The organism is Candidatus Magnetaquiglobus sp., assembly GCF_058402785.1.
The window spans coordinates 1-23,474 of record NZ_JBZVFG010000003.1; the positions used below are offsets into that span (position 1 = coordinate 1).

The following is a 23,474-nucleotide window of genomic DNA, read 5'->3' on the forward strand; positions in this document are numbered from 1 at the left end:
CAAATCGGTCAAATATTCGGTCTTCGTGCCGATCCTGATCAAGGCGTTGCAGGAGTCCCAGACGCGGGTGGTGGAGTTGGCGACGGAGTTGAACGCCCTGACCGTGCGGATCGAGGCGCTCGAAAGCGTCTGACCGGGCATGCGAAAGGCGTTCCGGCGTCGGCAGGGAGGCTGACGCCGCGTGCCGGGGAGAGCCCCCTCACCCCCCGACCGAGGAGCGCCTTGACGGGCGTTCCTCGGTAAAAAAATGCATCCCTGAATGATCATTCAGGATCAATTCACCTGACATCCCTATGCTTCTCTCCCCAGAACCGTCCGAATGGTTCGGATGGACACGCTTTCATCTTCACCAAGGAGAGAGTCATGTATTATGATCGTATCACCCGTTTGTTGCATCTGTTGATCGCGCTGGGGATCGCGGGACAGATGCTGGTATCCCTGGTCATGGTCCACCCCAAACCCGGACGGGATGGGGATTCGTTCTATGCGTTTCACGAGACCTGGGGCGTGGTGTTGCTGGTTCTTTTGGTCAGCCATTGGATGTGGCGCCTGGTTTGTTCTGAACCGGCGCCGTTGGCGCGGTTTTTTCCCTGGTTTTCTCCCACGCGTCTGGGTGAGCTGTGGGCGGATGGGAAGAACCATCTGGTTCATGCCCGGCAAGGGCGGTTGCCGGACGAAACCACGCCCGGTGCGCTGGCCTGCGCCGTGCAGGGATTGGGTCTGCTGGCGGCCACCGCGTTGGGGGTGACCGGGACGATTTTCATGCTCTACGTGGAGCCGAACGTGCGTCCCGTCGGTTGGCTGCATGACATCAAGGAGGTGCATGAAGGATTGGGGGTGGTCATGTGGGCCTATCTGGGTCTGCATGTCGGCATGGGGATCGTCCATCAATGGGTCGGGCATGGGAGTCTGGTGGCGATGTTCCGGTTTTGGGAGAAGGCGCCCAAACAAACGGGCACGGTTACCGTGGCGCTGCTGGTGGCCGGACTCCTGATGAGCGGCACGGCATGGGCGGGTACGCCGGAGGAGATCCTGGCCGGGTATCGCGCCGAGGGTGCCCAGCCGTTCGAGGCGGAACGGGGACGGACATTGTTTGCGAAACAGGGGGTGTCCGGTGAAGATGGTCGGGTTGCCCGCTGCATCTCTTGTCACACGGAAGACCCCCGGCAGGCGGGAAAACACCTGAAAACCGGCAAGGCCATCGAACCCCTGGCTCCGGCGGCGAATCGGGAGCGTTTGAGCGATCCGGCCAAGGTGGAAAAGTGGTTCGGACGGAACTGCAAGGAGACCCTGGGACGGCCCTGCTCGGTCCAGGAAAAGGGGGATTTCATCACCTGGCTGCTCTCCGTCCGGTAAGGGAGGCCGACCATGAACAACCTGCACAAGGGCTGGATGGTGGCGTTGCTTTTGACCGGGTGCATCGGTGTGTTGACGGAGGCATCGGGATCGGATCGCTCCGAGTATCGATCCGTGCCCACGCGCGCCACGCCGGAACAGACCAAGCTTTACAAGAGCGAGTGCGGATCGTGTCACATGGCCTATCCGCCGGGTTTGCTGCCCGCGCGGGCATGGGAACAGGTGATGGGTGGGCTGGAGCGCCATTTCGGCGACAACGCCGAACTGGATGGTGTGACGGTCGAGAGTCTCCAGGGCTTTCTGATCGCCAATGCCGCGGACCGGACCGATGACAAGCTCGCACGCAAGTTTTCGACCTCGTTCGCGGCGGGGGATGTTCCGGCGCGTATCAGCCGTGTCGGGTATTTTTTGAAGGAGCATCGGAAGATTCCCGAGAAAATCGTCAAAAGCCCGGAGGTCGGCTCGTTCAGTCGCTGCGAGAGCTGTCATCCCCGTGCCGAGCAGGGCTCCTTTGAAGAGGGGGAGATTCGCGTACCTGGCCTGGGTGTTTGGAAGGATTGATCCACATGAAGCGTTCTTGTAAGGCACGATTCATCGTCGGGACTCTGATAGGGCTTTGGCCAGGGGTGGGGATCTCCCATTCCCGTGATCACGAGGATCACCATCGGGATCATGATCGTGCCAGGGAGTTGGTGCGCGCCGGGGAGATCCTGCCCCTGGAGCGCATCCTGGAGCACGATCCCAGGGCGCGAGGCCGGCGGATTCTCGAAGTGGATCTTGAGAACAAGCACGGGCGATGGATCTATGAGATCGAGGTCAAGGACGAGGGGGGACGGGTGATGGAACTGGAATTCGATGCCCGTACCGGTCAATTGTTGAGAGAACACGAGGAGAAGCCGAAACGTGCGACTGCTGGTGGTGGAAGATGATGCGGAGCTTGCCGCCGCGTTGAAACGCGATCTGGGGCGGGCGGGATTCGCGGTCGATCAGGCCGGGGATGGGGTCGAGGCCGAATACCTGGGCGACGTGGAGCCTTATGACGCGGTGGTGCTCGATCTGGGGTTGCCGGGACGCCATGGTCTGGAGGTGTTGCGCGGTTGGCGTGGCCGCGGCATCACGGTGCCGGTGTTGATCCTCACCGCCTGGGACGCCTGGCACGAGCGGGTGGATGGCTTCAAGGCCGGCGCGGACGACTATCTGGGCAAGCCGTTCCATGTCCAGGAGTTGATCGCCCGCCTGAATGCCCTGACCCGACGTGGTTCGGGGCGGGCTCCGGGTGACCTGATGGTGGGTGGCATGCGCCTGGACGAGGCGCGACAGGAGGTGATCCTGCCCACCGGTGAGCGGCGTGGCCTGACCGGAACCGAATTCCGACTGTTGCGCTATTTCATGCTCCATCCGGATCAGGTGCTCTCCAAGAGCCGGCTGACCGAACATGTCTACGAATACGACGGAGACAAGGACAGCAACGTGATGGAGGTGTACATCAAGCGGTTGCGGGATATCGTGGGGCGCGAGCGCATCCAGACACGGCGCGGACAGGGATATCTCCTGATCGCACCGCAGGAGGAGTGACCGGGTGATGCGTTCCGTGTGGCGCGGATTCAGGGGGGCGGTGGGGCTGGTGGCGGGTCTGCCGTTTCTGGTGCCCCTCGTGCCGATGTGGTGGCTTTACCGCGTTCACGAACGGCGCGCCGGACGCGCGGTTCCGCCCTGGCCGTGGGCGGCGTGGCGTGGACGCGGGCCGGTCACCACCAGGGGGGAGTTGGAGGCGTTGCTTGCCGACGATCTGACCGGATTGGACCGGGATGCGGAATGGGAGGTGACGCGCGATGTGGGTCCGTCGCCCGATGCCAACCCCCGGGATCGTCGGGTCGGATGGCGCGGCGTGGCGCTGGTGACCGGTGGTGGGCGGCGCGTGGGCGCGGCGATCTGCCGGGATCTGGGACGGATGGGATACGCCGTGGCGGTGGGATATCAACGGGATCGGGAGTCCGCCGAGGGCGTGGTGGCCGGGATCGTGGCCGAGGGCGGCGTGGCGCGGGCGTTTTCTTTGGAATTGACCGATCCGGCCACCCTCGATGCCGTTCTGGAGAGGGTCGAAACCGGGTTGGAAGGGCGATTGGCGTTGCTGGTCAATGGCGCCGCCCGCTTCGAACCCACCCCGTTGGATGGCGCCGGTTGGGAGGCGATGACCGCGTTGCTCCAGGTCAATCTCCAGGGACCGCTCTGGTTGGCGCTGGGCGCGGCACGACGCATGCGGGGGAATGGAGGCGGTTCGATCGTGCAGATCGCCGACCTGTGGGGCGAACGACCTCTGGCCGGACATGCCCTCTATGGGGCATCCAAGGCCGGATTGTTGATGGCGACACGGGTTCTGGCGCGGGATCTGGCCCCCGAGGTGCGGGTGAACGCCATCGCCCCCGGCGCGCTGCTGCCGCCCGAAACCGGAGCGGATGAGGGGTATCGGCGTCTGTTGGCGCGCACCCCCCTGGCCGGCATGGCCGGTCCGGAGGCGGTGGTCAAGGCGGTGCGCTATCTGGTGACGGCGGATTACGTGACGGGCGAGGTGCTGCATGTCGATGGCGGACGGGGAGTGCTCTGACGCCGCGGGGTCCGGTACCTCCCTGCAGCGTGATCTGTCGATCGGGCTGGCCGTGGCACTGGTGGTGGTCATGGCCTGCCAATGGCTGCTGGTCACACTGGTCATGCGCCAGGTGGTGCGCGATTATGTGGTGTCGCGTCTGGAGCACGACGCGGAAAATCTCCTCGCCAATCTGGATCTGACCCTCATGCCGGAGTTGGCGCTCAATCCGGAGCGGATCGATCCCATCTATACCCAGCCGTGGTCCGGACATTACTATCAGATTCAGGTGCGCGAGGAGACCTTGCGTTCCCGTTCCCTGTGGGACGCGGAGTTGACCGTGGTCATGCCCGGCCAGGACAAGGCGCTCATGACCGAATCGCGACCTTGGGCCCGCTCCCTGTGGAGCATCACCCGCGCCTATCACAAACAGGGCCATGCGGTGCTGGTGGTCGTGGCCGAAGAGATGAGCCACGTGGAACGCGGGGTGTGGGTGCTGCAATTGGGACATGGGGCCATTTCGCTGCTGGCCATCGCCGTGCTGCTGATGTTGCAGCGGCGTGCGTTGCGGCGCGCCGTGGCACCTTTGAATCAGGTCGGCGTCGCCTTGCGGGAGGTCGAACAGGGGGCCACCCCGTCACTGCCCGTCCAGGGACTGTTCGTCGAGATTCTGCCCTTCGTCACCGCGATCAATCGGCTGTTGGCGCTGCTGCATGCGCGCCTGGAACGTTCGCGTCAGGCGGCGGGCAACATGGCCCATGCCATCAAGACCCCCTTGACGGTGCTGATGCGCCTGATCGAAGGGGAGGAGTTGCGGGATCATGTGGAGTTGCGCGCCAGGATCATGCGTCAGATCGAGCTGATTCGCGCTTTGACCTCCCGCGAGTTGAAGAAGGTGCGTCTTTCCGGGGTGCGGAGTCCGGTCGGACGGTTGGAGATGATCGGGGAGTTGCGGGTGTTGGTGGATGTGATGCGTCGCGCCCATGGCGGGCGGAATCTGCGCATCGAGACCCGCATGCCTGATTCCCTGTCGGCGATCATCGACCGCGAGGATCTGTTGGAGCTGGTCGGCAATCTGTTGGACAACGCCTGCAAGTGGGCGGTCGGACGGGTGCGGTTGAGCGTGACGGATGCGGATGGATGGACGTTGCGCGTGGAAGACGATGGTCCGGGGTGCGCGCCGGAGCAGTTCGAGCGGATCTTGCGGCGCGGGGGGCGCGCGGAGGATGCCGAAGGGGTCGCCGGGCAGGGGATCGGGTTGTCCGTGGTCCAGGAGATCGTGTTGGATTACGGCGGACGGATCGCGTTGGGACGCTCCGAGGCGTTGGGCGGGTTTTGCGTCGAGGTGGTGTTGCCGCTCAAGTCCGTGGCGTGAGCGCGGTTTTTTTTAAGGGAACCCGTCAGGTCACCCTGCATTTGGAGCGGCCTGTTGCAAGGCTAAGGCGCAGGTGACCCGTTTTGCCAAAACCGCACGAAGCGTCGCCTCCGAACCCCCGCCGGGGACCGTAAGGTCCCCGGGCTCCTGCAATCATGGGGATCCTGAATCGTTGCTTTCTCTCGGGAGCGGAGAGCATCACGCCCGCTTGTTGCGGCAGCGCGGACAGGCGAGCAGGCGGGCGTGAAGCTGTTCGGCCTTGGGCACCGAAATCGCGCTGCGCTCCAGGGAGAACAGCAGCCCATCCTTTTCCAGTTGGGTCAGGATGCGCGACAGGGTTTCCTCGCGAATGTCCAGCCGCACCGCGATTTCGCGCCGTTTGGTCTCCAGATGGACCGTGAACGGTGCATCGCGACGATCACCCGGCACCCGTTCCAGAAAATAGTGGATCACCCGACACGACGCGCACCACGGCTCCTGTTGCAACCGGACCGTGCGTTCCCGAAGCTCATGGGCCATTTGGGTCATCAGGTCGCGTTGCGTTTCCGGGGAGTCGCGCAAGACCCGCTCGAAAAGGGCCTTGTCCATCAGCATCACCTGACCCGGTTCCAGGGCCCGCGCGGTCATGAAATAGCGGGAGGGGGTGAGGAAGTGGGCCGCGATGTTCAGATAGTTTCCCGACTCCACGATGTCGCGTGGCGCGGAGAGCGGCGTGGGCAGGGAGCCCTCCTCGGCGAACAGCTGCACCCGACCGCGCATCAGCAGCAGTACCGGACCGGTCTCATCCCCGCCCTGGAACAGGATCTCGCCGGTCTGGAATCGATGGACCTCGATCTCGCGGGGCTGTTCGAGGTGGGATGCGTCGTTGGCCTCCCCGCTGGGCAGGTGGGCGCCGGGCGGACCCTGGTAGCGGAACCAGGAGGAGACATCCTGAAGGGGGACGGCAAGGGTGTTCGGTGCGAGCATGGTACCGCGGCTCCTGTGAATCGAAGGCTTGACAACATGATGCATCAACCTGCGAGCAACGTTCGTGCCGTGTGGTTGGGGTGTGTTCCATCAAGGTACTGGGTGGTCGGGCGTGTGATTTGACGGAGAGGAGGCGTGGCATATGGCGCGTCGCGCCTCTCATTTTTCACACGGTTGCCTATTCAGACAAAAATGGTGTGAAATGGTTCCCGAGAAGCGGGACGTGTTTCAAGATTGGTGGTGTTTTGCAAGTTTGGCCATGTTCGCGGGGGGATCTTCGGCCCCCGGTCCTCCGCGACGGTGGGGGCTTTGAACGTTACGTTCCGCCAGACTTGGAATCCGACTGAATCCCCGAACAGACGACGCGACGCGCACGGCTGAAACGGGGATGGGCCTGGATGCGCACCCGTCCCTCATGACGGCGGATCTCGAGAAAATCGTGCAGATGATCCAGATGCTCGTCCGTGAACCAGGCGCGCCACACATGGTTCAGACGCTCCCAGGCCGGAACGCCCCCTTCGATGCCATGCATCCCCTCGTCGAAGCTCCACCCCTCCGGATCGAGCAGCGAGCGCAGGATGATCAGATTGAGGGCGTAGATGGCCAGATAACCCAACAGCGGCGGTCGTGGCGACCAGGGGAGCCGTCCGTCGGTCATCAACGGGGGTAGGGTGTGGCCATGCAGGATCCAGTGCAACTGTCCCTGGATCATTTCGTCCACGACGACGAGAAAGTTCTCCCGATCCAGGCTCGCGCCGCGCTCCCCCTTGTCCATCAGCCAGCACCCCTTGGCCCGTTCCCGCAACATGGCCAGAATGCCGGGCCGATCGATGAGCGGGGTGTGGATCAAGGGGACCATCCATGCCTCCGGCGTGGTCATGGGGTCGCGGAATCGCTCCTCGGCGAGCTTGCGGGTGGCCCGGTTGCGTCCGCGTCGCTCCCGGCAGATCCGTTGCGCTTCGTCGCGGGTCAGGCGCAACAGGCAATCCGCGGTCAGAAACTCCCCGAATGTGGCGTGCCAGAAGGCGTAGCCGTGATTCGGCGGCTCCTTTCCCCGTCCCGGCGCTCCGGGACGCGACCGTTTGTCACGCCGCTCCACATGCACGAAAAAGAGCTGCTCCAGCAGTTTCGGGAGCGGGGAGATCTCCGATGGTGAACTCCCGGTGTCGGCATCCTGGGGAAAGAACGGCGCGTCCGCTGCGATTTCGTCGGCGCGGATCGACAAAGCCCGACGGTGAAACATCCCCACGGCCACGGCCCCGAGCCGCTTCTGTTCCTGATGGAGCCGTTCGTCGGGACAGCCGAAAGGCAGGGTGCGGGCCACGAACCGTTGCACGATGCGTTGATGCAGCTCGAAGCTGGTCAGGACGCCGGACGTGTGCAACGGGTTGCCATCCGCGTCCAGCACCGCCATCAGTGCGAGATGAAAGGGGATCTCGGCCAGTTGTCGCAGGGCGGGATTGTCCGGCGGACGCAACGGCTCCACGCCGCTGGCGCGGAAATAGTCCCGATTGGCCCGATTCCACAGCCGGATCCAGCGGTCGCGGCGCATGGCGTCGAAGGGCTCCAGACGCAGCACCATCGCTCCATCCGGCAGGTCGGCCCGATCGATCACCTCGGTGCGACTGGTGAGGATCAGACGCACCGGACGCCCCAGGGAGGACTCCAGCTCCTGAAAACGGCGCGCCTTTTCCGGATAGTCGCGAAACACCCGCTCGTCGGCGCCGAGCAGTTCGTTCATTCCGTCCAGCAGCATCACGGGATGCCGCGTGCGGGCCGAACGGCTCAAGGGCCCCCATTCGATCTTGCGTCCCAGATCCTGACGCAGTTGCTCCTCGATCTGTCCCTGGATCGTGGCCCGCGCATCGACGCTCCCCAGCACCAGCCGCACCGGATGAAACAGGGATGCACTCAGATGGCCGGCCAGGATGCGGGTCAGGTTGGTCTTGCCCGAGCCGGTCGGGCCGATGATCACCAGGGGAGTCAGGGCCGACTGGTTGGAGAGCAGCCAGGCCAGAAGAAGGTGACCGAGATCCTGCCGGAGTTCGATCGAATCCCAGAAGGTCGGATCGTCGTAATGGCGTTGATCGTGGGTATGCATCACCGCCCGATAGGCGGGCGGGAGAAAAGCCGTGACGAGGCTTGGTGGGGTCAGGGTCGGCTCCTGGTTTCGGGGGCTCTGGTGGACCGGAAAGAGCGGCTGACGGAGCTGTTCGACATAGCTGTGATGGAGTTCCTGCCAGGAAGAGTCGGGTTGTTGCCCGTCATCCGGGTCGGGAAGGGCGCGAATCGCCTTGCGGAATCGGGCCATGCCACCATCCGGATGCGGCTCGGGCGCAGGATTCCCTGACGGGTCGGTGGTCAGCAGACGTCGTGTTCGCGGGGCGATGGGTGCCGTGGCGAGAAAGGTCGCGATGTCGGAGGGCATGTCGGGGGTCATGAAAAGATCTTCTGGAATCCTGGCCGTGGCGCGGGTGTCGGCGTGGATTCGGGGAATTCTGTGCCCGATCTGGTCACGCCATGCGGGATATTATCATGGAATCCATGTCAGGCAAGAAGGAATTTATATTTGGCGGGACAGGCTGCATGGTCGGCGTGAGGGATATCCTGAAAGCGACCGGATCCCATGGGGTCCAAAAAAAGCCCCGAGTGGCGAAACCACTCGGGGCTTGATGCCAGGATGGCGAGAAATCAGGCGAAACGGCGCAACGGCTCCGCCGGGATCACTTGCTGATGCAACGCCGCGTCCTCCCACTTGCCGCCCCAGGCCAGGACGAACAGTTGGGAGTAGTAGACCACCGGGATGTTGAAGTTGGTGCCCAGGGTCTTGTTGATCAACCCCTGGTAGACCTCCAGGTTCAACTGGCAGACCGGGCAGGGGGTGACGATCACCTCGGCGCCGTTGTCCACCGCGGATTGCAGGATCTGCTTGGTCAGCACGCAGGACTTCTCCGGTTCGGAGAACATCAACGCACCACCACAACAGGCCACCTTCATCGGGAAGGGGACCGCCGTGGCGCCGGTGGCCTCGATCATCCGGTCCAGATACTGGGGATTCTCGAAGCTGTCCCCGCACACCCCAAAGGGACGGTTGGTCTGACAGCCGACATAACCGGCCACCTTGAGCCCCTTCAACGGTTTGGTCACCTTGGACTTCAGGGTCTCCCAACCCACATCCTCGATCAGCACCTCGACCATGTGACGGGTCTTGATGTGGCCGTCGTAGGAGAGCCCGGCCTCGGCCAGGGCGGTGTTGAGGTTCTGCTTGATGTGGGACTCCTCCTCGATGCGCTCGTTGGTCTCGCGCATGGCGAGCCAGCAGGCGGCGCAGGTGGCCACCAGATCGGTGTTGCCGCGCTGCTTTTGCGCCAGGGCGAAGTTGCGCGCCGAGAGGGCCATGCGCGGCAACTGCCCGCCACCGGCATAGCCGATGGAGGCGCTACAGCAGTTCCAGTCATCGATTTCGTTGAGCTTGATCCCCAGCATCTGACACATGGATTGCACCGAGTTCTCCATGTTGGCTGCCGAGGCGTTGTGTTCGGAACTGCAACCCGGGAAAAAAGTGTACTCCTTCATGCGTGGTTCTCCAGTTTCGCCTCGAGTTCAGCCGCTTTCGCCAACATTTTCGTCATGCCGTCGAATCCCTTGATCTTGCCGCGGAACGGAATGGGATTCAAGCGACGGGTCTTGAGCATGCCGATCGCGGAGTCCTTCATTTCCAGCCCGCGCTGGATGCCGGCGCCCAGACCATCCAGGAAGTAGAGGCGCATGGTGAGCATCGCCTCGCCGACGCGACCGGTGGCGGTGATGTTTTTCCAGAACACCTCCACCGCGAAACGACGGGTGGGTTGCAGAGGATCGGTCATCTTTTCGGTTTCGGCGTAGCGGGCCAGACCGTGGATGATGTGGGTGATGGGCAGTTCGCGCGGGCAACGCACGATGCAGTTGTAGCAGGAGGTGCACATCCACATGTCGGAGCTTTTGAGCACCTCGTCGCGCTTGCCGGCGCGCACCATCTGGAACAGTTGCCGGGGCGAGTGCTGCCAATGGGCGCGCAGCGGACAGGAGCCCGCGCAGACGCCGCACTGCATGCACATCTTGATCCAGTGGCCCATTTCGGACTTCTTGTAAACGTCCTTGGCGAATGTCAGATCGTAAGCCATTTTTCCATGATCTCCCATCCGGTGGACCCCGCCCCTGGATGCCAGGGGGCGGAGCGCTCGACCGGTTTTCGTTGAAGGCCGGTTAGAAACCCTTGTAGGGGTTGGGGTTCAGGTTGCTGATCTGCTCGACGAAATCGCTGATCGCGTTGGGCAGGGTATCGGCATCCATGATGTTCACCTCGACCATCTTCACGCGGTTCGATTCCAGCTTCAACCGTTGCAGGGTCTCGGAGACCTTGCTCAGGCGGATTTCGGCCAGGGCGGAACCGCGCACGTTGTGGCACTGGTAATCGTCGCCATGCTTGCAGCCCATCAGCATCACGCCGTCGAACCCCTTGGACATGGCGTCGGCGATCCACACCAGGGAGAGCGAGCCCATGCAGCGCAGCGGGATGATGCGCACATAGGGGCTGACCGGTGAACGGTTGCGTCCCACCATGTCGAGGGCCGGAACTGCGTCGTTGGTGCAGGCGAAGATCAGGATGCGCGGCTTCTCCTCGTCCTCCTCCGGGATCTCGATCTCCTTGATCATGGAGCTGATCATGTCCACCGAGTAGTTGGCGAAGGAGATGATTTTCTGCGGGCAGGCGCCCATGCAGGTGCTGCACCGGCGGCAGCGGGCCGGGTTGAAGAGCGGGTTGCCCTTGTCGTCTTCGTTGATGGCGCCGAACGGGCACTCTTCCGTGCAGCGTTTGCACTGGGTACACCCTTCCGGGCGGTACGACGGATAGGAGAGATCACCCGAACGGGGGTGGACCGCCACGCCGTGGGCCACCGCCTCGACCGCCTGGATGGCCTTGAGAGCGGCACCCGAGGCATCGGTCATCGTGGCGGCGATGCCCATGGGACGACGGGCCGGACCGGCGACGTAGATGCCGGTGCGCCGGGTTTCGTAGGGGAAGCAGATGAAGTGGGAGTCCGGGAAGCCGGCGGCGCCCAGGCGCGGCAGGCTCGGTCCCTGGCGATACTGGAGGTTCAGGATCGAACCGGGCAGTTCGTCGCGACCGGTGCCGACCGGCGAGGGGGCGTTGGGATCCAGGGTGTCGACCGTGCTGACCATGCCGGTGGCCAGCACAAGAAGATCCACATCCAGGGTTTCGTTGTTGCGGATCAGGTGGTCGTGGACCTTCACCGAAACCCCGCCCTTGGCGTTGTCGGCGACACCGGCCACATCCCCCTTGATGAAGACCGCGCCCTTGTCCTGGGCCGAGCGGTAGAAATCCTCCATCTGACCAGGGGTGCGGATCTCCTGATAGAGCAGATAGGTCGAGGCGTCCTCGCCGTATTGATCGATCACGTACATCGCCTGTTTCATCGAGTAGATGCAGCAGGCGCCGGAGCAATAATCGAGATGCTCCTTGTCGCGCTGACCGGCGCACAGGGCGAAGGCGACCCGCTTGGCCGGCTGGCCGTCGGACTTGCGGAGGATTTTGCCCTCCTTGGCCATCTTTTCGAAGTCGGCGCTGGTGATCACGTCCGGCGAGGTGCCATGGCCGAGGTTGGCCGGGAGTTTGGCGGGGTCATACAGATCGAAGCCGGTGGCGACCACGATCGAGCCGACGCGGATCTCCTTGGTGGAGGAGGCGTTGTTGATGATCAGATCGAACTGGCCCGGCTGGCCGGAGGTCTTGGTGACCGTGGCGTTCTTGAAGATCTTGATCCGGTTGTCGTTTTCGACCTCCGAGATCAGGGCGCCGATGAAGTTCTCGCCCATCTCCCGATACGGGGGCTGATTGTCCGGGGTGACCTTGTGCATGGCGTTCATCTTGCCGCCCAGAACATCGCTTTTTTCGATGATCACGGCGTTGTAGCCGGCGCGGGCGATGTCGCGGGCCGCGGTCAGACCGGCCAGGCCCCCACCGACCACCAGCACATCCTTGGAGCCTTCCGAGTGCAGGAACGGATCCGGGATGTTCATTTTCTTGATCTTGACGCAACCGAGACGGAGGTAATCCTCGGCCATCATCTGCCGATCCTCCTCGGCGGTCTCGTCACCCTCCTTCACATCGAGCATCCACAAGCACTTGTCGCGCAGATCCACCCGGTCCATCAGGTCGATGTCGAAGCGGAATTCGGCGGCCTTCTCGCGATGCGAGCAGGCGGCGACGATCACGGCATTGACCGTCCCCTCGGCGAGATCCTGCTGGATCATCGCCACGCCCTCGGCTCCGCACAGCAGGGCGTGATCCTTGACCACCGGGATTTTCTGCTCCTTGGTGGCGATCGCCTTGAGGGCCTTGAGGTCCAGCGCGTCGCCGATGCCGCAGCCGGTGCAGATGTAACAACCGATTTTCTTTTGTTGTTCCATGTTCTTATCCTCTCTTAACCGCGGCGTGGATCGCCTTCATGGCCATGGCCGTGGCCGACTGCACGGAACTGGCCACGTCGGTGGGCATGGCCGCGCAACCGGCGGACAGCACGCCACCGGTGACGAAGCCGTACTCGTCCTGGCGAACCTCGGAATAGGGAACCTTGGCATCGACGGCGGAGTTGGGCTCCATGCCGGTGGCCAGCACCACCAGGTCGAAGGGCATGGCATAGCGTTCGCCGGTGAGGGTGTTTTCGCCCACCACCACCGGATTGCCGTGGCCATCCTCTTCGATGCGGGCCGGCTTGGATTTGATCCAGCTGATGCCCTGATCGTCACGGGTTTTTTGCAGAAAGCTCTCGTAGCGGTCCATGGCGCGCAGATCGATGTAGAAGATCGTCACCTTGGAGTCCGGATATTGATCGCGGACGTAGGCGGCTTGTTTCATCGAGGCCAGACAGCAGATGCGCGAGCAGAAGGGCAGGTAGTTGTGATCGCGGGAGCCGGCGCACTGGATGAAGGCGACGTTCTTGGCCTCCTGGCCGTCGGCGCGGACGATTTTTCCGCCGGTGGGACCGTAGACGTTGGCCAGACGCTCGAAGCGCATGTTGGTGGTGACGTTGGCGTACTGACCAAAGCCGTAGGGGAGGATTTTTTCCGCGTCGTAGGGTTTCCAGCCGGTGGCCCAGACGATGGCCGCCACCTTCTCCTCGACGGTTTCGGTCTGCATGTCGGGCTTGATCGCTCCCGCCGGACAGACCTTGGCGACCTTTTGGGCCTCGTCGGTCTTGGCGTATTCGGGATCCATGTAGTACCAGCTCGGGAAAGCCATGGCGTGGTTGTTGCGGATCGCCTTGACCTGACGCATGCCGAAGTTGTACGGGTCCGGCACCTCGGCGGTGCAGACCGCCGAGCAGTCGCCGCAGCCGGTGCAGGCTTCGGTGACGTAGCGCGGATTTTTCCGGATGCGCACGGTGTAATTGCCTTCGGCACCCTGGATATCGACCACCTCGGAGAGGGTCAGATAGCGGATGCGGGCGTTGTTTTTGATGCGTTGGTAGTTGATCTCCAACCCGCAGGTCGGGGAGCAGAGTTTGGGGAAATATTTGTTGTGTTGCGAGACTCGACCACCGAGGTGAGGATCCTTTTCCACCAGAAGCACATGGTATCCGGTTTCGGCTGCTTCGACGGCGGTGGTCAGACCGCTGATTCCGCCGCCGACGACCAGGATGGTTTGGCCCGCGGCATTTGCATCCGCCATGGTTTACCTCCGATTGTTGGTTTTTTTTGGGGTGAGGGTTGGGTCTTCATCAATTTCTGGCATGGGTTGCGCGCCAACTGGCGCGGCTGGAAACGACCAGCCAGAATGCCACGTTTCGATTTATTGCCTTTGGAAGCTCAAGGACCGGCATGGCCTTTGCGTGCTTTTGTAGGCGTCATGCGTTAGTTTCAGCTTTTCCTTATATACTGAATTTCTTAACACGCATGCCGCTTAAGCGCAAGGGGATTCGCGTTTCGTGTCGCTTTTTCCCCAGGCGTGCGCTATACTTTTATATCGACAATTTTGTTTGCACATCACCCAGGCCGCGGCCAAGGAGCACCATGAGCCATCCCGAATTCGAACTGTCGCGCCGTGAAACCGTGGCGTCGCTGAAACTGACCGTGGAGACCTACCGCCATCGGGTCACGGGCGCCCGTCATGTGCATCTGGCCGCCGACGACCCGCACAATGCCTTTCTGGTGGCTTTTCTGACCGTGCCTCAGGATTCGACCGGTGTCGCCCACATTCTCGAGCACACCGCCTTGTGTGGCAGCGAACGTTATCCGGTGCGCGATCCTTTCTTCATGATGCTGCGCCGGTCGCTTTCCACCTTCATGAACGCCTTTACCTCCAGCGACTGGACCGCCTATCCGTTTGCCACCCAGTCGCGCAAGGATTTTGATAATCTCCTGCGTGTCTATCTGGATGCCGCCTTTTTCCCGCGTCTCGATGAACTCGATTTTGCCCAGGAGGGGTTTCGGGTGGAGTTTGCCGAACCCGAGAGTCCCGATGCGGAGCTGGTTTTCAAGGGTGTGGTGTTCAATGAGATGAAAGGGGCGATGAGTTCTCCGGCGCGGGTGCTCTCCCAGTGCATGTCCGAGCATCTGTTCCCCACCACCACCTATCATTACAACAGCGGCGGCGATCCGGAGCGCATACCCGATTTGACCTGGGACGGGTTGAAGGCGTTTCATGGCCGTTTCTACCACCCTTCGAACGCCATTTTCATGACCTACGGCGACATCACCGCCGCAGAGCACCAGGCCAGTTTCCAGGAACAGGTGTTGGCCCGTTTTCGGGACAATCCCGGCGCTTCGTCGATTCCCGACGAGCGGCGTCATCCGGCCCCTTTCGCCATCGAGGAGGTGTATGCCCTGGATGGAGAGACCGACACCTCGGAGAAGTCCCACATCGTGTTGGGTTGGCTTTTGGGGCGCACCATGGAGATGGAGCATCTGCTCAACGCCCATCTGTTGAACGGCGTGTTGCTCGACAACAGCTCTTCGCCGCTGTTGCAGGTGCTCGAGACCACCGATCTGGGGGCCTCGCCCTCGTCGTTGAGCGGTCTGGACGACTCGGGACGGGAGTTGGTTTTCGTATGCGGTCTGGAGGGGTCGGAGCCGGAACGGGCCGAGGCCGTCGAAAAGCTGATTCTGGATCTTCTGGCGCGGGTGGCCGAGGAGGGGGTCGAGCCGGAGCGGGTGGAGTCGGTGTTGCATCAGTTGGAGCTGTCGCGACGCGAGATCGGCGGGGATGGTCTGCCGTATGGTTTGAAACTGCTGTTGAACGCCCTGACCCCGACGTTGCACGGCGGGGATCCGATCCAGGCCCTGGCGCTGGATGATGCGTTGAACGCCCTGCGCGAGCGGGTGGCCGATCCCGACTTCATCAAGGGTCTGGCGCGTGTCTGGTTGCTGGAGAATCCCCACCGGGTGCGGGTGGTGTTGAAACCGGATGCCACGCTGAACGCCCGGCGCAAGGAGCGTGAGATCGCCCGGTTGCGGGAGATTCTCGCCGGCATGGATGCCGCGGAGCGGGCGCGGGTGATCGAGCGGACCCAGGCGTTGCGCGCCCGTCAGGAGCAGGAGGACGATCCGGAGATTCTGCCGCGTCTGGAACTCTCCGACATCCCGTCGGATATCCCCATCGCCGAGGGGAGCGAGGCCGGAAAGGGGGCGATGCCGGTTTTCTGGTTCAAGGCGGCCACCAACCGGTTGGTCTATCAGCAGTACGTCATCGACCCGCCGGCCATGCCTGATGATCTGTTGGCATTGTTGCCGATCTTTTCCACCTGTCTTTCCGAGGTGGGGTGTGGCGGTCGCGATTACCTGCAGACCCAGGCCCATCAGTCGGCCATCAGTGGTGGCATCGCGGCGCGCATGGGGTTGCGCTCCTCGGTGGACGATCTGGAGAGCTATCGCTGCGTCTTCTGCATTTCCGGCAAGGCGTTGTCGCGCAATCAGGGGGCTTTGTCGCAACTGATTCTGGATACCATCGACACCGCCCGTTTCGACGAACTTTCCCGTTTGCGCGAGTTGGTGGCGCAGATGCGTTCCGCCGCCGAGATGCGCGTCACCGAGAATGGTCATGTACTGGCTCTTTCGGCTGCCGGGGCCGGCATGAGTCGCGTGGCCGCCTTGAACGACCTGTGGGGCGGCATGGCGGCGGTGAAGCGGTTGAAGAGTCTGGACAAGAGTCTGGACGATCCCCAGGCTCTCGCCGCGTTCGCCGAGCGTCTGGAGAGGTTGCGTGATCTGTTGCGGCGTGCGCCGGGGCGGATGTTGATCGTGGGGGAGGAGGAGGATTTCGCCGGTTTCGGGGAGGCGTTGGCCGGGCAGTGGGGTGGACGTGGCCAGGCGGTCGATTCGTCGGGCGGCATTGTCGTGGGACCGCTTGCCGGTGCGCTCAAGACGGCCTGGGCCACGGTGACCCAGATCCATTTCTGTGCCCGTGTCCACAAGACCGTTCCCTATGTCCATCCGGACGCGCCGGCCCTGGCGGTGTTGGGATTGTATTTGAAGAACGGTCATCTGCATCGCGCCATTCGTGAGCGGGGTGGCGCCTATGGTGGCGGGGCGGGGTATGATTCGGACAGTGGTTTGTTCCGGTTCTACTCCTATCGCGATCCGCGCGTGGAGGAGACCATGGCCGATTTCCAGAATTCGCTCGAGTGGTTGATGGCTGGCAAGGCGGATGCGCGTGCTTTGGAGGAGGCTCTTTTGGGAATGATCGGGGCGATCGATCGGCCCGGATCTCCGGCGGGCGAGGCCAAGCGGGCGTTTCATGATGCGTTGTACGGGCGATTGCCGCAGGTGCGGCGGGCATTCCGGAAGCGGGTGATGGCGGTCACCGAGGAGGAGTTGCGGCGTGTGGCCGGGATCTATCTGGATCCGGAGCGGGCCGGGTATGGGTTGGTGACCAACGCCGAGGTGATGGAGGGAAGGTTGGGGGAGGCGTGGATCAAGCAGACATTGTGAGTGGAACGTTCCGTCACGGGGGATCGGGGCGGTTACCGCCCCCGGCGGGGTGTGGGGCCGCGCCCCACGACGTTGCCTTGGGTTTTGACTTTGACTTTGTTTGTGTTTCTCTGATTTTGCTCGCTTGTGTCTACGGAAACAGGAACAGTCGGTAGCCATAAGCTGAAGTCAACGTCACAAAGGAAAAACCTTGGAGGCTCTGCCTCCAAACCTCCGCCGGGGACCTTCGGTCCCCGGTCCCCTGTGACCGTTGGCGTGTTGATGCCCCGCGTGACCGTTTGGATCCGTTTGGACCCGTTACCCATTTTTGGCAGGGAGCCGTGAATCATGATTCTCGTTACCGGCGGAGCCGGCTTCATCGGCGCCAATTTCATCCATGCCTGGTTCAAACACACCGACGAACCGGTGCTCAACCTGGACAAGTTGACCTATGCCGGCAATCTCGCCAACCTGGCCAAATTCAACGACGATCCACGCTACCTCTTCACCCGCGGTGACATCAACGATCGCGATCTGCTGGGAACCCTGCTCAATCAGCACCACCCCCGCGCAATCCTCCATTTCGCGGCGGAATCCCATGTGGATCGTTCGATCCTGGGGCCGGGCGAATTCATCCAAACCAACATCGTCGGGAGCTTTCATCTGCTGGAGATGACCCGCGACTACTGGAATCGATTGCCGGACACGTCGCGGGATGGCGCGAACAAACGGGATTTTCGCTTTCTGCACGTTTCGACCGATGAGGTCTACGGCACCTTGACCCCGGAAGATCCTCCCTTCGCCGAAACCAACCCGCATCTGCCCAACAGCCCCTATGCCGCCTCCAAAGCCGCCTCGGACCATCTGGTGCGTGCCTGGCACCATACCTATGGCCTGCCTGTGCTGACCACCAATTGCAGCAACAACTACGGTCCGTATCAGTTTCCGGAAAAACTCATCCCTCTGGTGATTCACAACGCCCTGGCCGGCAAACCGCTGCCCATCTACGGCGATGGGATGCAGGTGCGCGACTGGCTTTATGTGGAGGATCACTGCCTGGCGATCATGCGCGTGCTGGCGGCGGGCCAACCGGGCGAAACCTACAACATCGGCGGTTGGAACGAAAAGCCCAACCTCGAGGTGGTGCGCACCATCTGCGGCGTTCTCGACGCGGCGCGCCCCAGACCGGATGGCCGGGGATACGCGGAACAGATGACCTTTGTCCAGGATCGCCCCGGACACGACCGACGCTATGCCATCAACGCCGCAAAGATCGAACGGGAACTGGGCTGGCGGCCCGGAGAGAGCTTCGAGAGCGGGATCGTCAAGACCGTGGGGTGGTATCTGGAACACGCCGATTGGGTGGCGGATGTGACCAGCGGGGTCTACCGGCAGTGGGTGGAACGGCAGTACGGCGGGCGTGGATGAGGCGTGACCGGTGAATTGGGTGGCGGATGTGACCAGCGGGGTCTACCGGCAGTGGGTGGAACGGCAGTACGGCGGGCGTGGATGAGGCGTGACCGGTGAATCGTCTGGCCCGGATGCGGATTCGGGTCGGAGGAAGGTGGAAGAAAAACGGTCAGGACAACGGCAGAAAATCGGTCACATCCTCGGTGACCGTGTGGGTGAAGAACCACTCGACCACGAAGTGCACGATCTCCCGGGCTGTGGTCTGGCCCGCTTTCATGCCCGCGATTTTCTTTTGCAGCTCTTGAACGAGCACTTCGTGCAGCCGCTGTTGATGGGCGAAACGACGCGGCAGGTGCTTGAGAAGGATGTTCTCCTCGGAGATGAAATGAAACCGGGCATAGGCCAGCAGTTCGTCCAGGAGACGCTCCTGGTAGACTGGATCCATGTTCGCGCCAAGTTCTTCGTGCAGTCGATTCATCAACTCCAGGAAATACTTGTGTTGAAGATCAACGATCCTGTTGTTGGTCTGATAGCCGTATTGCCAATCGAACCTGGGCATGGAATTCTCTCGTGCGGTCAGTGGCCAAGTATCCGGATGCCGCGTGGTCGATGAATCGACAGGCCAGACAGAGCCGATAGATCCTGCGGCGCATCTGTTTGGCAGGGTACAGCCCTGAAAGAGAGGCGTCAACTGGGAAAATCTTGCAAGATGCAGAGATTTTGCACGCTGGATTGCAAACACGCCGGGAGCGGTGCGGACTCCCGGCGTGGCGTCCTCGGTTCGACTCAGAAACTCTCGAACTCGTCATCCAGATTCTTCCGTCCTCCGCCGGAGTCGCCCTGATGGGTCAGGCGCAACGGCGCGCCTCCCTTGGCGGTTCCCAGGTTTTTCGGGGTCGCGCGTGGCGCGGGCAGGGCCGCCACGGCGCGGGATGGCGGACGACGCGTGGCGCCACCACCCACGGAACCTGTGCCGATGTTGAAGAACGAAATGGTTGATTGCAACAATTCGGCTTGGGCATTCAACTCCTCGGAGGTGGCGGCCATCTCCTCTGAGGACCCGGCGTTTTGCTGGATCACCTGATCGAGTTGCTGGATCGCCTTGTTGATCTGCTCGGCACCGCTATTCTGCTCGCGGCTCGAGGCGGCGATCTCCTGCACCAGTTCGGAGGTTTTTTGAATGTCCGGAACCAGTTTGTTGATGATCTGACCCGCCTTTTCGGCCACCAGCACGCTGGAGGAGGAGAGGCGGCTGATCTCGGCGGCGGCGGTTTGGCTGCGTTCGGCCAGCTTGCGCACCTCGGCGGCCACCACCGCGAATCCCTTGCCGTGCTCGCCGGCGCGTGCCGCCTCGATGGCCGCGTTCAAGGCCAACAGATTGGTCTGACGGGCGATCTCTTCGATGATCGAGATCTTCGAGGCGATCTCCTTCATGGCGCTCACCGCCTCGCTCACCGACTGGCCACCTTGTTCCGCGTCGATGGAGGCCTGACGGGCGATCCGCTCGGTCTGCTCCGAGTTGTCGGTGTTCTGCTGGATGTTGGAGGCCATCTCCTCCATGGCCGATGAGGTCTCTTCCACCGAGGCGGCCTGTTCGGTCGAGCCCTGGGAGATCTGCTGGGCCGTGGAGGAGAGTTCCTGACTGCCGGAGGCCACGCTGTTGGCGGTGTTGCGGACTTCGCCGATCACCTCCTTGAGCTTGTCGGCCATTTCGTTCAACGACTTGGCCAGGGTGCCGATCTCGTCGGTCTGGTCGATGTGCAGACGGGTGGTCAGATCGCCCCGCGCCAGGGTTTGCGCGAAGGCAACCCCCTGCACGATCGGTTTGGTGATCAGGGAGGCCAGAAAGAGCGCGATCAGCACGCCGAGAATCACGGCGCCAAGGATCGTGCCGATGATGATCGAATTGGCTTCGTGGGTGATTTTCTCCGCGTCGCCGCGCGCCACGGCCAGTTGATGATAGCCGGCTTCCTCGGCCTGTTGGGCCTGCTTGATCACATCCGCGCCCAGCTTGCCCATGTCGGCCAGGATCGCCTTGAGATCGTCGTCGTTCTTGATCCACGACCGGGCTGCCTCGGTGTATTCGCTGGTGGCCTTGCGCGCCGCCTCGATCAGCTTGATCTGTTCGGCATCCGGGGTGATCTTCTGGAGATCGTCGTAGAGCTTCATCAGTGCGGGAAGCAGGACATTCATCCGCTTCCAGGCCTCGCGATCTTTGTAGTTCACCTCCTCCTTTTCGGCGCGCATGATTCCCAGGGCATGCACGTAGATGTTGGTGGTGATGATGTAGCGCTGCACGTAGGGATCGAGCGCGGATGCATCCGCCTTGCCCTTCATGGCGGCGGTGTAGGCATCTACCTGGAGTTGCAGGAATTTCTCGGCGGCCTTCTCGACGATTTGGCCCTTTTCGACCATCTGGACCACGGAGTTCTTGTTGGCCTGCAACGCCTTGACCCCGGCGCGGTACTTGTCGGCATAGACCGCCGTGCCGTTGCGGGCCACCTTGGATTGATCCAGCAATTGAGTGTTATTGTATTTTGTCGCCAGTTCATCCACCTTGTCGAGGAATTGATTCAACTCCTTGACACTGTTTTCGGCACGTTGATGGATCTCGGGTTTTTCGTACAGAAGATAGTTCTTTTCCTCCATGATGGTGGCCAGGGCCATCCGTTCCACCCCCGTGGCGTACTCCACCGCCTTGGCGTTGTTGTCGGTGATGCCGAACAGGGCTCCGGAGACCTTGCCGATGTAGAGATTGGCCAGGCCGCCGAAAATCACCGTGATGGCGACCAGCAGCAAGGCGCCGCCGAGGATTTTGAACTTGACGCTTAAATTGTGAATGGACATTTTTTTCACCAGTTTTCGGAGTCGTGCGAAGGGGGGTCGATGCGCCATGCGGCCATGCGAATTCATGCATGCAGCCTATCAGCACGACGCATGGTGCGCAAGCATGAAACTTTAATGGAAAGATATTGTGGAAGATTGTCGTATGGACATGGCGTGGATGCCTGCGATCCGGTCCGGGTGTGGAGAGGAGTCCCGATCCGTTGGGATGCGGATCGGCCAGGCGTTTGTTTTTTTTGCATCCGCGGTGCCCGATCCGTGCGGGGCACGGATCGGGCTGGCGTCACGGCTGGGTGTCAGATCCAGTCGGTGAGTTTTTCCAGATCCGCCGGGGTGTTGATGGAGAGGATGCGCGCCTCCTTGTGGATGCGCTTCATCATGCCGGCGAGCACCGTGCCGCTGCCGAGTTCCACGAAGGTGTCCACGCCCAGGGCCACCAGACGCAGCATCGAGGCCTCCCAGCGTACCGGATCGGTGATTTGTTCGATGAGATTTTCTTTCACCACCTCCCCTTGCGTCAGGGCGTCGGCGGTGACGTTGGCGATGAGCGGGATGGCGAGGTCCTGGATCGGCTGTTCGGCCAGGAACTCGGCCATGGTCGCGGCGGCTTTGGCCATGAGGGGGGTGTGGAAGGCCGCCGAGACTGGGACCGGCAGGGCCTTGGCCTTGGTGGTCTTGACCAGTTCCACGGCCCGTTGCACGGCGGCCACATGGCCGGAGATCACCAGTTGGGTGGCGGTGTTGTAGTTGGCCGGCGCGCAGAAGAGATCGGTTTCGGCGGCGGCCTGCCGGCAGATTTTTTCCACGTCGGCGGGGGCCATGTTGAGCACCGCCGCCATGCCGCCCACGCCAGCCGGCAGGGCGGAACGCATCGCCTCGCCGCGTTTGCGCACCAGGCGCACCGCGTCCAGGGCCGGGAATCCCCCTGCCGCCGCGATGGCGGCGTATTCGCCCAGGGAGTGGCCGGCCACGTAGTCGGCGCGCAGGCGGGTTCGTTCGGTCACCAGGTGATGGGCGGCCAGACCGGTGAGCACCAGGGCGGGTTGGGCGTTTTCGGTCAGACGCAGGGTTTCGTCCGGACCGTTGAACATCAGGTCGGTCAGATCGAAGCCGAGGGTGGCGTTGGCCTCGGCGAACAGGGTGGCGATGGCCGGATCCGCGTCATGCAGTTCGCGGCCCATGCCCACGGATTGGGAACCTTGTCCAGGAAACAAAAAGGCGATTTTTCCCACGCGCGTAGACTCCTTCCTTGAAGAATCGACTCAAGAAGAACCTGAAACTGAATGCGTATTCAGAACGCGGCGCCCGACTCCGCGACCGCGGGAGTCGCGGCCTGAGCCGTTGGGATCACCGAGGGGCAGACATTGCCATGGGAGACATGGGGATTGCGCATCAGTTCGGATTTCAGGGTGTTGAGTTCGATGAACTCGTCGGCCTGACGGCGCAATTCATCGGCGATCATCGGCGGGCTGGTGAGGAGGGAACTGACCACGGAGACAAATTTGCCCTGGTCCTGGATCGCCTGCACCACGCTGCGGAAGTCGCCATCCCCGGAGAAGAGCACGGCGTGGTCGTAGTGCGGGGCCATTTGCAGCATGCCGACCGCGATTTCGATGTCCATGTTCCCCTTGATGCGTTTGTGACCGGTGACCGGATCAAGGTACTCCTTGATCGGTTTGGTGATCACCGCATAGCCGTTGTAGGCGAGCCAATCGACCAGAGGGCGGATCGGCGAGTAGTCCTGATCATCTCCGAGGGCGGTGTAATAATAGGCGCGCAGCAGGCGGCTGTGGCTCTGGAAGTGGGAGAGGAGTTTTTTGTAGTCGAAATCGAAGCCCAGGGAGCGGATGGCGGCGTAGAGGTTGGAGCCATCGATGAAGATGACGGTACGCTCGTTGGGATGAAAGGTGATGGGCATGTGGAATCCTTTGGAATATCCTGTTGAAAACAACGGGAGATTCGTGGGGGTTC

At 62.3% G+C, this 23,474-nt stretch carries 18 protein-coding genes; 8 read left to right on the plus strand and 10 right to left on the minus strand.

The annotated features are described in order from the left end of the window. Nucleotides 1-363: 363 nt before the first annotated feature. The 6 genes from ACV4UY_RS01620 to ACV4UY_RS01645 are packed head-to-tail and all read left to right on the plus strand — an operon-like array spanning nt 364 to nt 5,315. Nucleotides 364-1,356, plus strand: coding sequence for a DUF1924 domain-containing protein (locus tag ACV4UY_RS01620; RefSeq protein WP_491605924.1), 993 nt, complete (start codon nt 364-366; stop codon nt 1,354-1,356). A 12-nt stretch (nt 1,357-1,368) separates the two neighbouring features. Further along, nucleotides 1,369-1,917 carry a diheme cytochrome c gene (locus ACV4UY_RS01625; RefSeq protein ID WP_491605925.1) on the plus strand — a complete coding sequence of 183 codons (549 nt, stop codon included), beginning with the start codon at nt 1,369-1,371 and terminating at the stop codon, nt 1,915-1,917. A 5-nt stretch (nt 1,918-1,922) separates the two neighbouring features. After that, nucleotides 1,923-2,285: a PepSY domain-containing protein gene (locus ACV4UY_RS01630; protein ID WP_491605926.1), complete on the plus strand. Its 363-nt coding sequence runs from the start codon at nt 1,923-1,925 to the stop codon at nt 2,283-2,285. Beyond that, the gene (locus tag ACV4UY_RS01635; RefSeq protein ID WP_491605927.1) at nt 2,260-2,931 is read left to right on the plus strand and encodes a response regulator transcription factor; all 672 of its coding nucleotides are present in this window, start codon (nt 2,260-2,262) and stop codon (nt 2,929-2,931) included. The genes ACV4UY_RS01630 and ACV4UY_RS01635 overlap by 26 nt, the downstream gene beginning before the upstream one ends. A gap of 7 nt (nt 2,932-2,938) precedes the next feature. After that, nucleotides 2,939-3,961 carry an SDR family oxidoreductase gene (locus ACV4UY_RS01640; protein WP_491606045.1) on the plus strand — a complete coding sequence of 341 codons (1,023 nt, stop codon included), beginning with the start codon at nt 2,939-2,941 and terminating at the stop codon, nt 3,959-3,961. Next, on the plus strand, nt 3,933-5,315 hold the full coding sequence (locus tag ACV4UY_RS01645) for a sensor histidine kinase (RefSeq protein ID WP_491605928.1): 1,383 nt from the start codon (nt 3,933-3,935) through the stop codon (nt 5,313-5,315). The genes ACV4UY_RS01640 and ACV4UY_RS01645 overlap by 29 nt, the downstream gene beginning before the upstream one ends. A gap of 198 nt (nt 5,316-5,513) precedes the next feature. Here the strand turns inward: ACV4UY_RS01645 and ACV4UY_RS01650 are convergent, their stop codons facing one another. The 6 genes from ACV4UY_RS01650 to ACV4UY_RS01675 form a co-directional block, all read right to left on the minus strand. Further along, nucleotides 5,514-6,281: a Crp/Fnr family transcriptional regulator gene (locus ACV4UY_RS01650; RefSeq protein WP_491605929.1), complete on the minus strand. Its 768-nt coding sequence runs from the start codon at nt 6,279-6,281 to the stop codon at nt 5,514-5,516. A 316-nt stretch (nt 6,282-6,597) separates the two neighbouring features. After that, on the minus strand, nt 6,598-8,721 hold the full coding sequence (locus tag ACV4UY_RS01655) for an NACHT domain-containing protein (protein WP_491605930.1): 2,124 nt from the start codon (nt 8,719-8,721) through the stop codon (nt 6,598-6,600). A 251-nt stretch (nt 8,722-8,972) separates the two neighbouring features. Further along, nucleotides 8,973-9,857 (minus strand): CoB--CoM heterodisulfide reductase iron-sulfur subunit B family protein, encoded by an 885-nt coding sequence (locus ACV4UY_RS01660; protein ID WP_420904541.1) that lies wholly within the window; start codon nt 9,855-9,857, stop codon nt 8,973-8,975. After that, entirely contained in the window at nt 9,854-10,444 is a 591-nt protein-coding gene (locus ACV4UY_RS01665) for a 4Fe-4S dicluster domain-containing protein (protein WP_420904542.1), read from the minus strand. Before ACV4UY_RS01665 ends, ACV4UY_RS01660 begins: the two co-directional genes overlap by 4 nt. A gap of 82 nt (nt 10,445-10,526) precedes the next feature. Further along, nucleotides 10,527-12,752: an FAD-dependent oxidoreductase gene (locus ACV4UY_RS01670; protein ID WP_491605931.1), complete on the minus strand. Its 2,226-nt coding sequence runs from the start codon at nt 12,750-12,752 to the stop codon at nt 10,527-10,529. Between the two features lie 4 nt (nt 12,753-12,756). After that, nucleotides 12,757-14,013: an FAD-dependent oxidoreductase gene (locus ACV4UY_RS01675; RefSeq protein ID WP_491605932.1), complete on the minus strand. Its 1,257-nt coding sequence runs from the start codon at nt 14,011-14,013 to the stop codon at nt 12,757-12,759. A 341-nt stretch (nt 14,014-14,354) separates the two neighbouring features. Here ACV4UY_RS01675 and ACV4UY_RS01680 point away from each other — a divergent pair, with 341 nt between their 5' ends. Together ACV4UY_RS01680 and rfbB are read left to right on the plus strand one after the other, a co-directional pair. Next, a complete protein-coding gene (locus ACV4UY_RS01680) occupies nt 14,355-17,270 on the plus strand; it encodes an insulinase family protein (protein ID WP_491605933.1) in 2,916 nt (971 codons plus the stop codon). A gap of 327 nt (nt 17,271-17,597) precedes the next feature. Then, nucleotides 17,598-18,677 (plus strand): dTDP-glucose 4,6-dehydratase, encoded by a 1,080-nt coding sequence (gene rfbB / locus ACV4UY_RS01685; RefSeq protein ID WP_491605934.1) that lies wholly within the window; start codon nt 17,598-17,600, stop codon nt 18,675-18,677. 151 nt (nt 18,678-18,828) lie between these two features. Here the strand turns inward: rfbB and ACV4UY_RS01690 are convergent, their stop codons facing one another. From ACV4UY_RS01690 to ACV4UY_RS01705, 4 genes are all read right to left on the minus strand, one after another. Further along, the gene (locus ACV4UY_RS01690; RefSeq protein WP_491605935.1) at nt 18,829-19,218 is read right to left on the minus strand and encodes a bacteriohemerythrin; all 390 of its coding nucleotides are present in this window, start codon (nt 19,216-19,218) and stop codon (nt 18,829-18,831) included. A gap of 227 nt (nt 19,219-19,445) precedes the next feature. After that, nucleotides 19,446-21,506 carry a HAMP domain-containing methyl-accepting chemotaxis protein gene (locus ACV4UY_RS01695; protein WP_491605936.1) on the minus strand — a complete coding sequence of 687 codons (2,061 nt, stop codon included), beginning with the start codon at nt 21,504-21,506 and terminating at the stop codon, nt 19,446-19,448. A 293-nt stretch (nt 21,507-21,799) separates the two neighbouring features. Next, nucleotides 21,800-22,735, minus strand: coding sequence for an ACP S-malonyltransferase (gene fabD / locus ACV4UY_RS01700; protein ID WP_491605937.1), 936 nt, complete (start codon nt 22,733-22,735; stop codon nt 21,800-21,802). A gap of 59 nt (nt 22,736-22,794) precedes the next feature. Further along, the gene (locus tag ACV4UY_RS01705) at nt 22,795-23,415 is read right to left on the minus strand and encodes a LabA-like NYN domain-containing protein (protein ID WP_420906087.1); all 621 of its coding nucleotides are present in this window, start codon (nt 23,413-23,415) and stop codon (nt 22,795-22,797) included. Nucleotides 23,416-23,474: the final 59 nt, after the last annotated feature.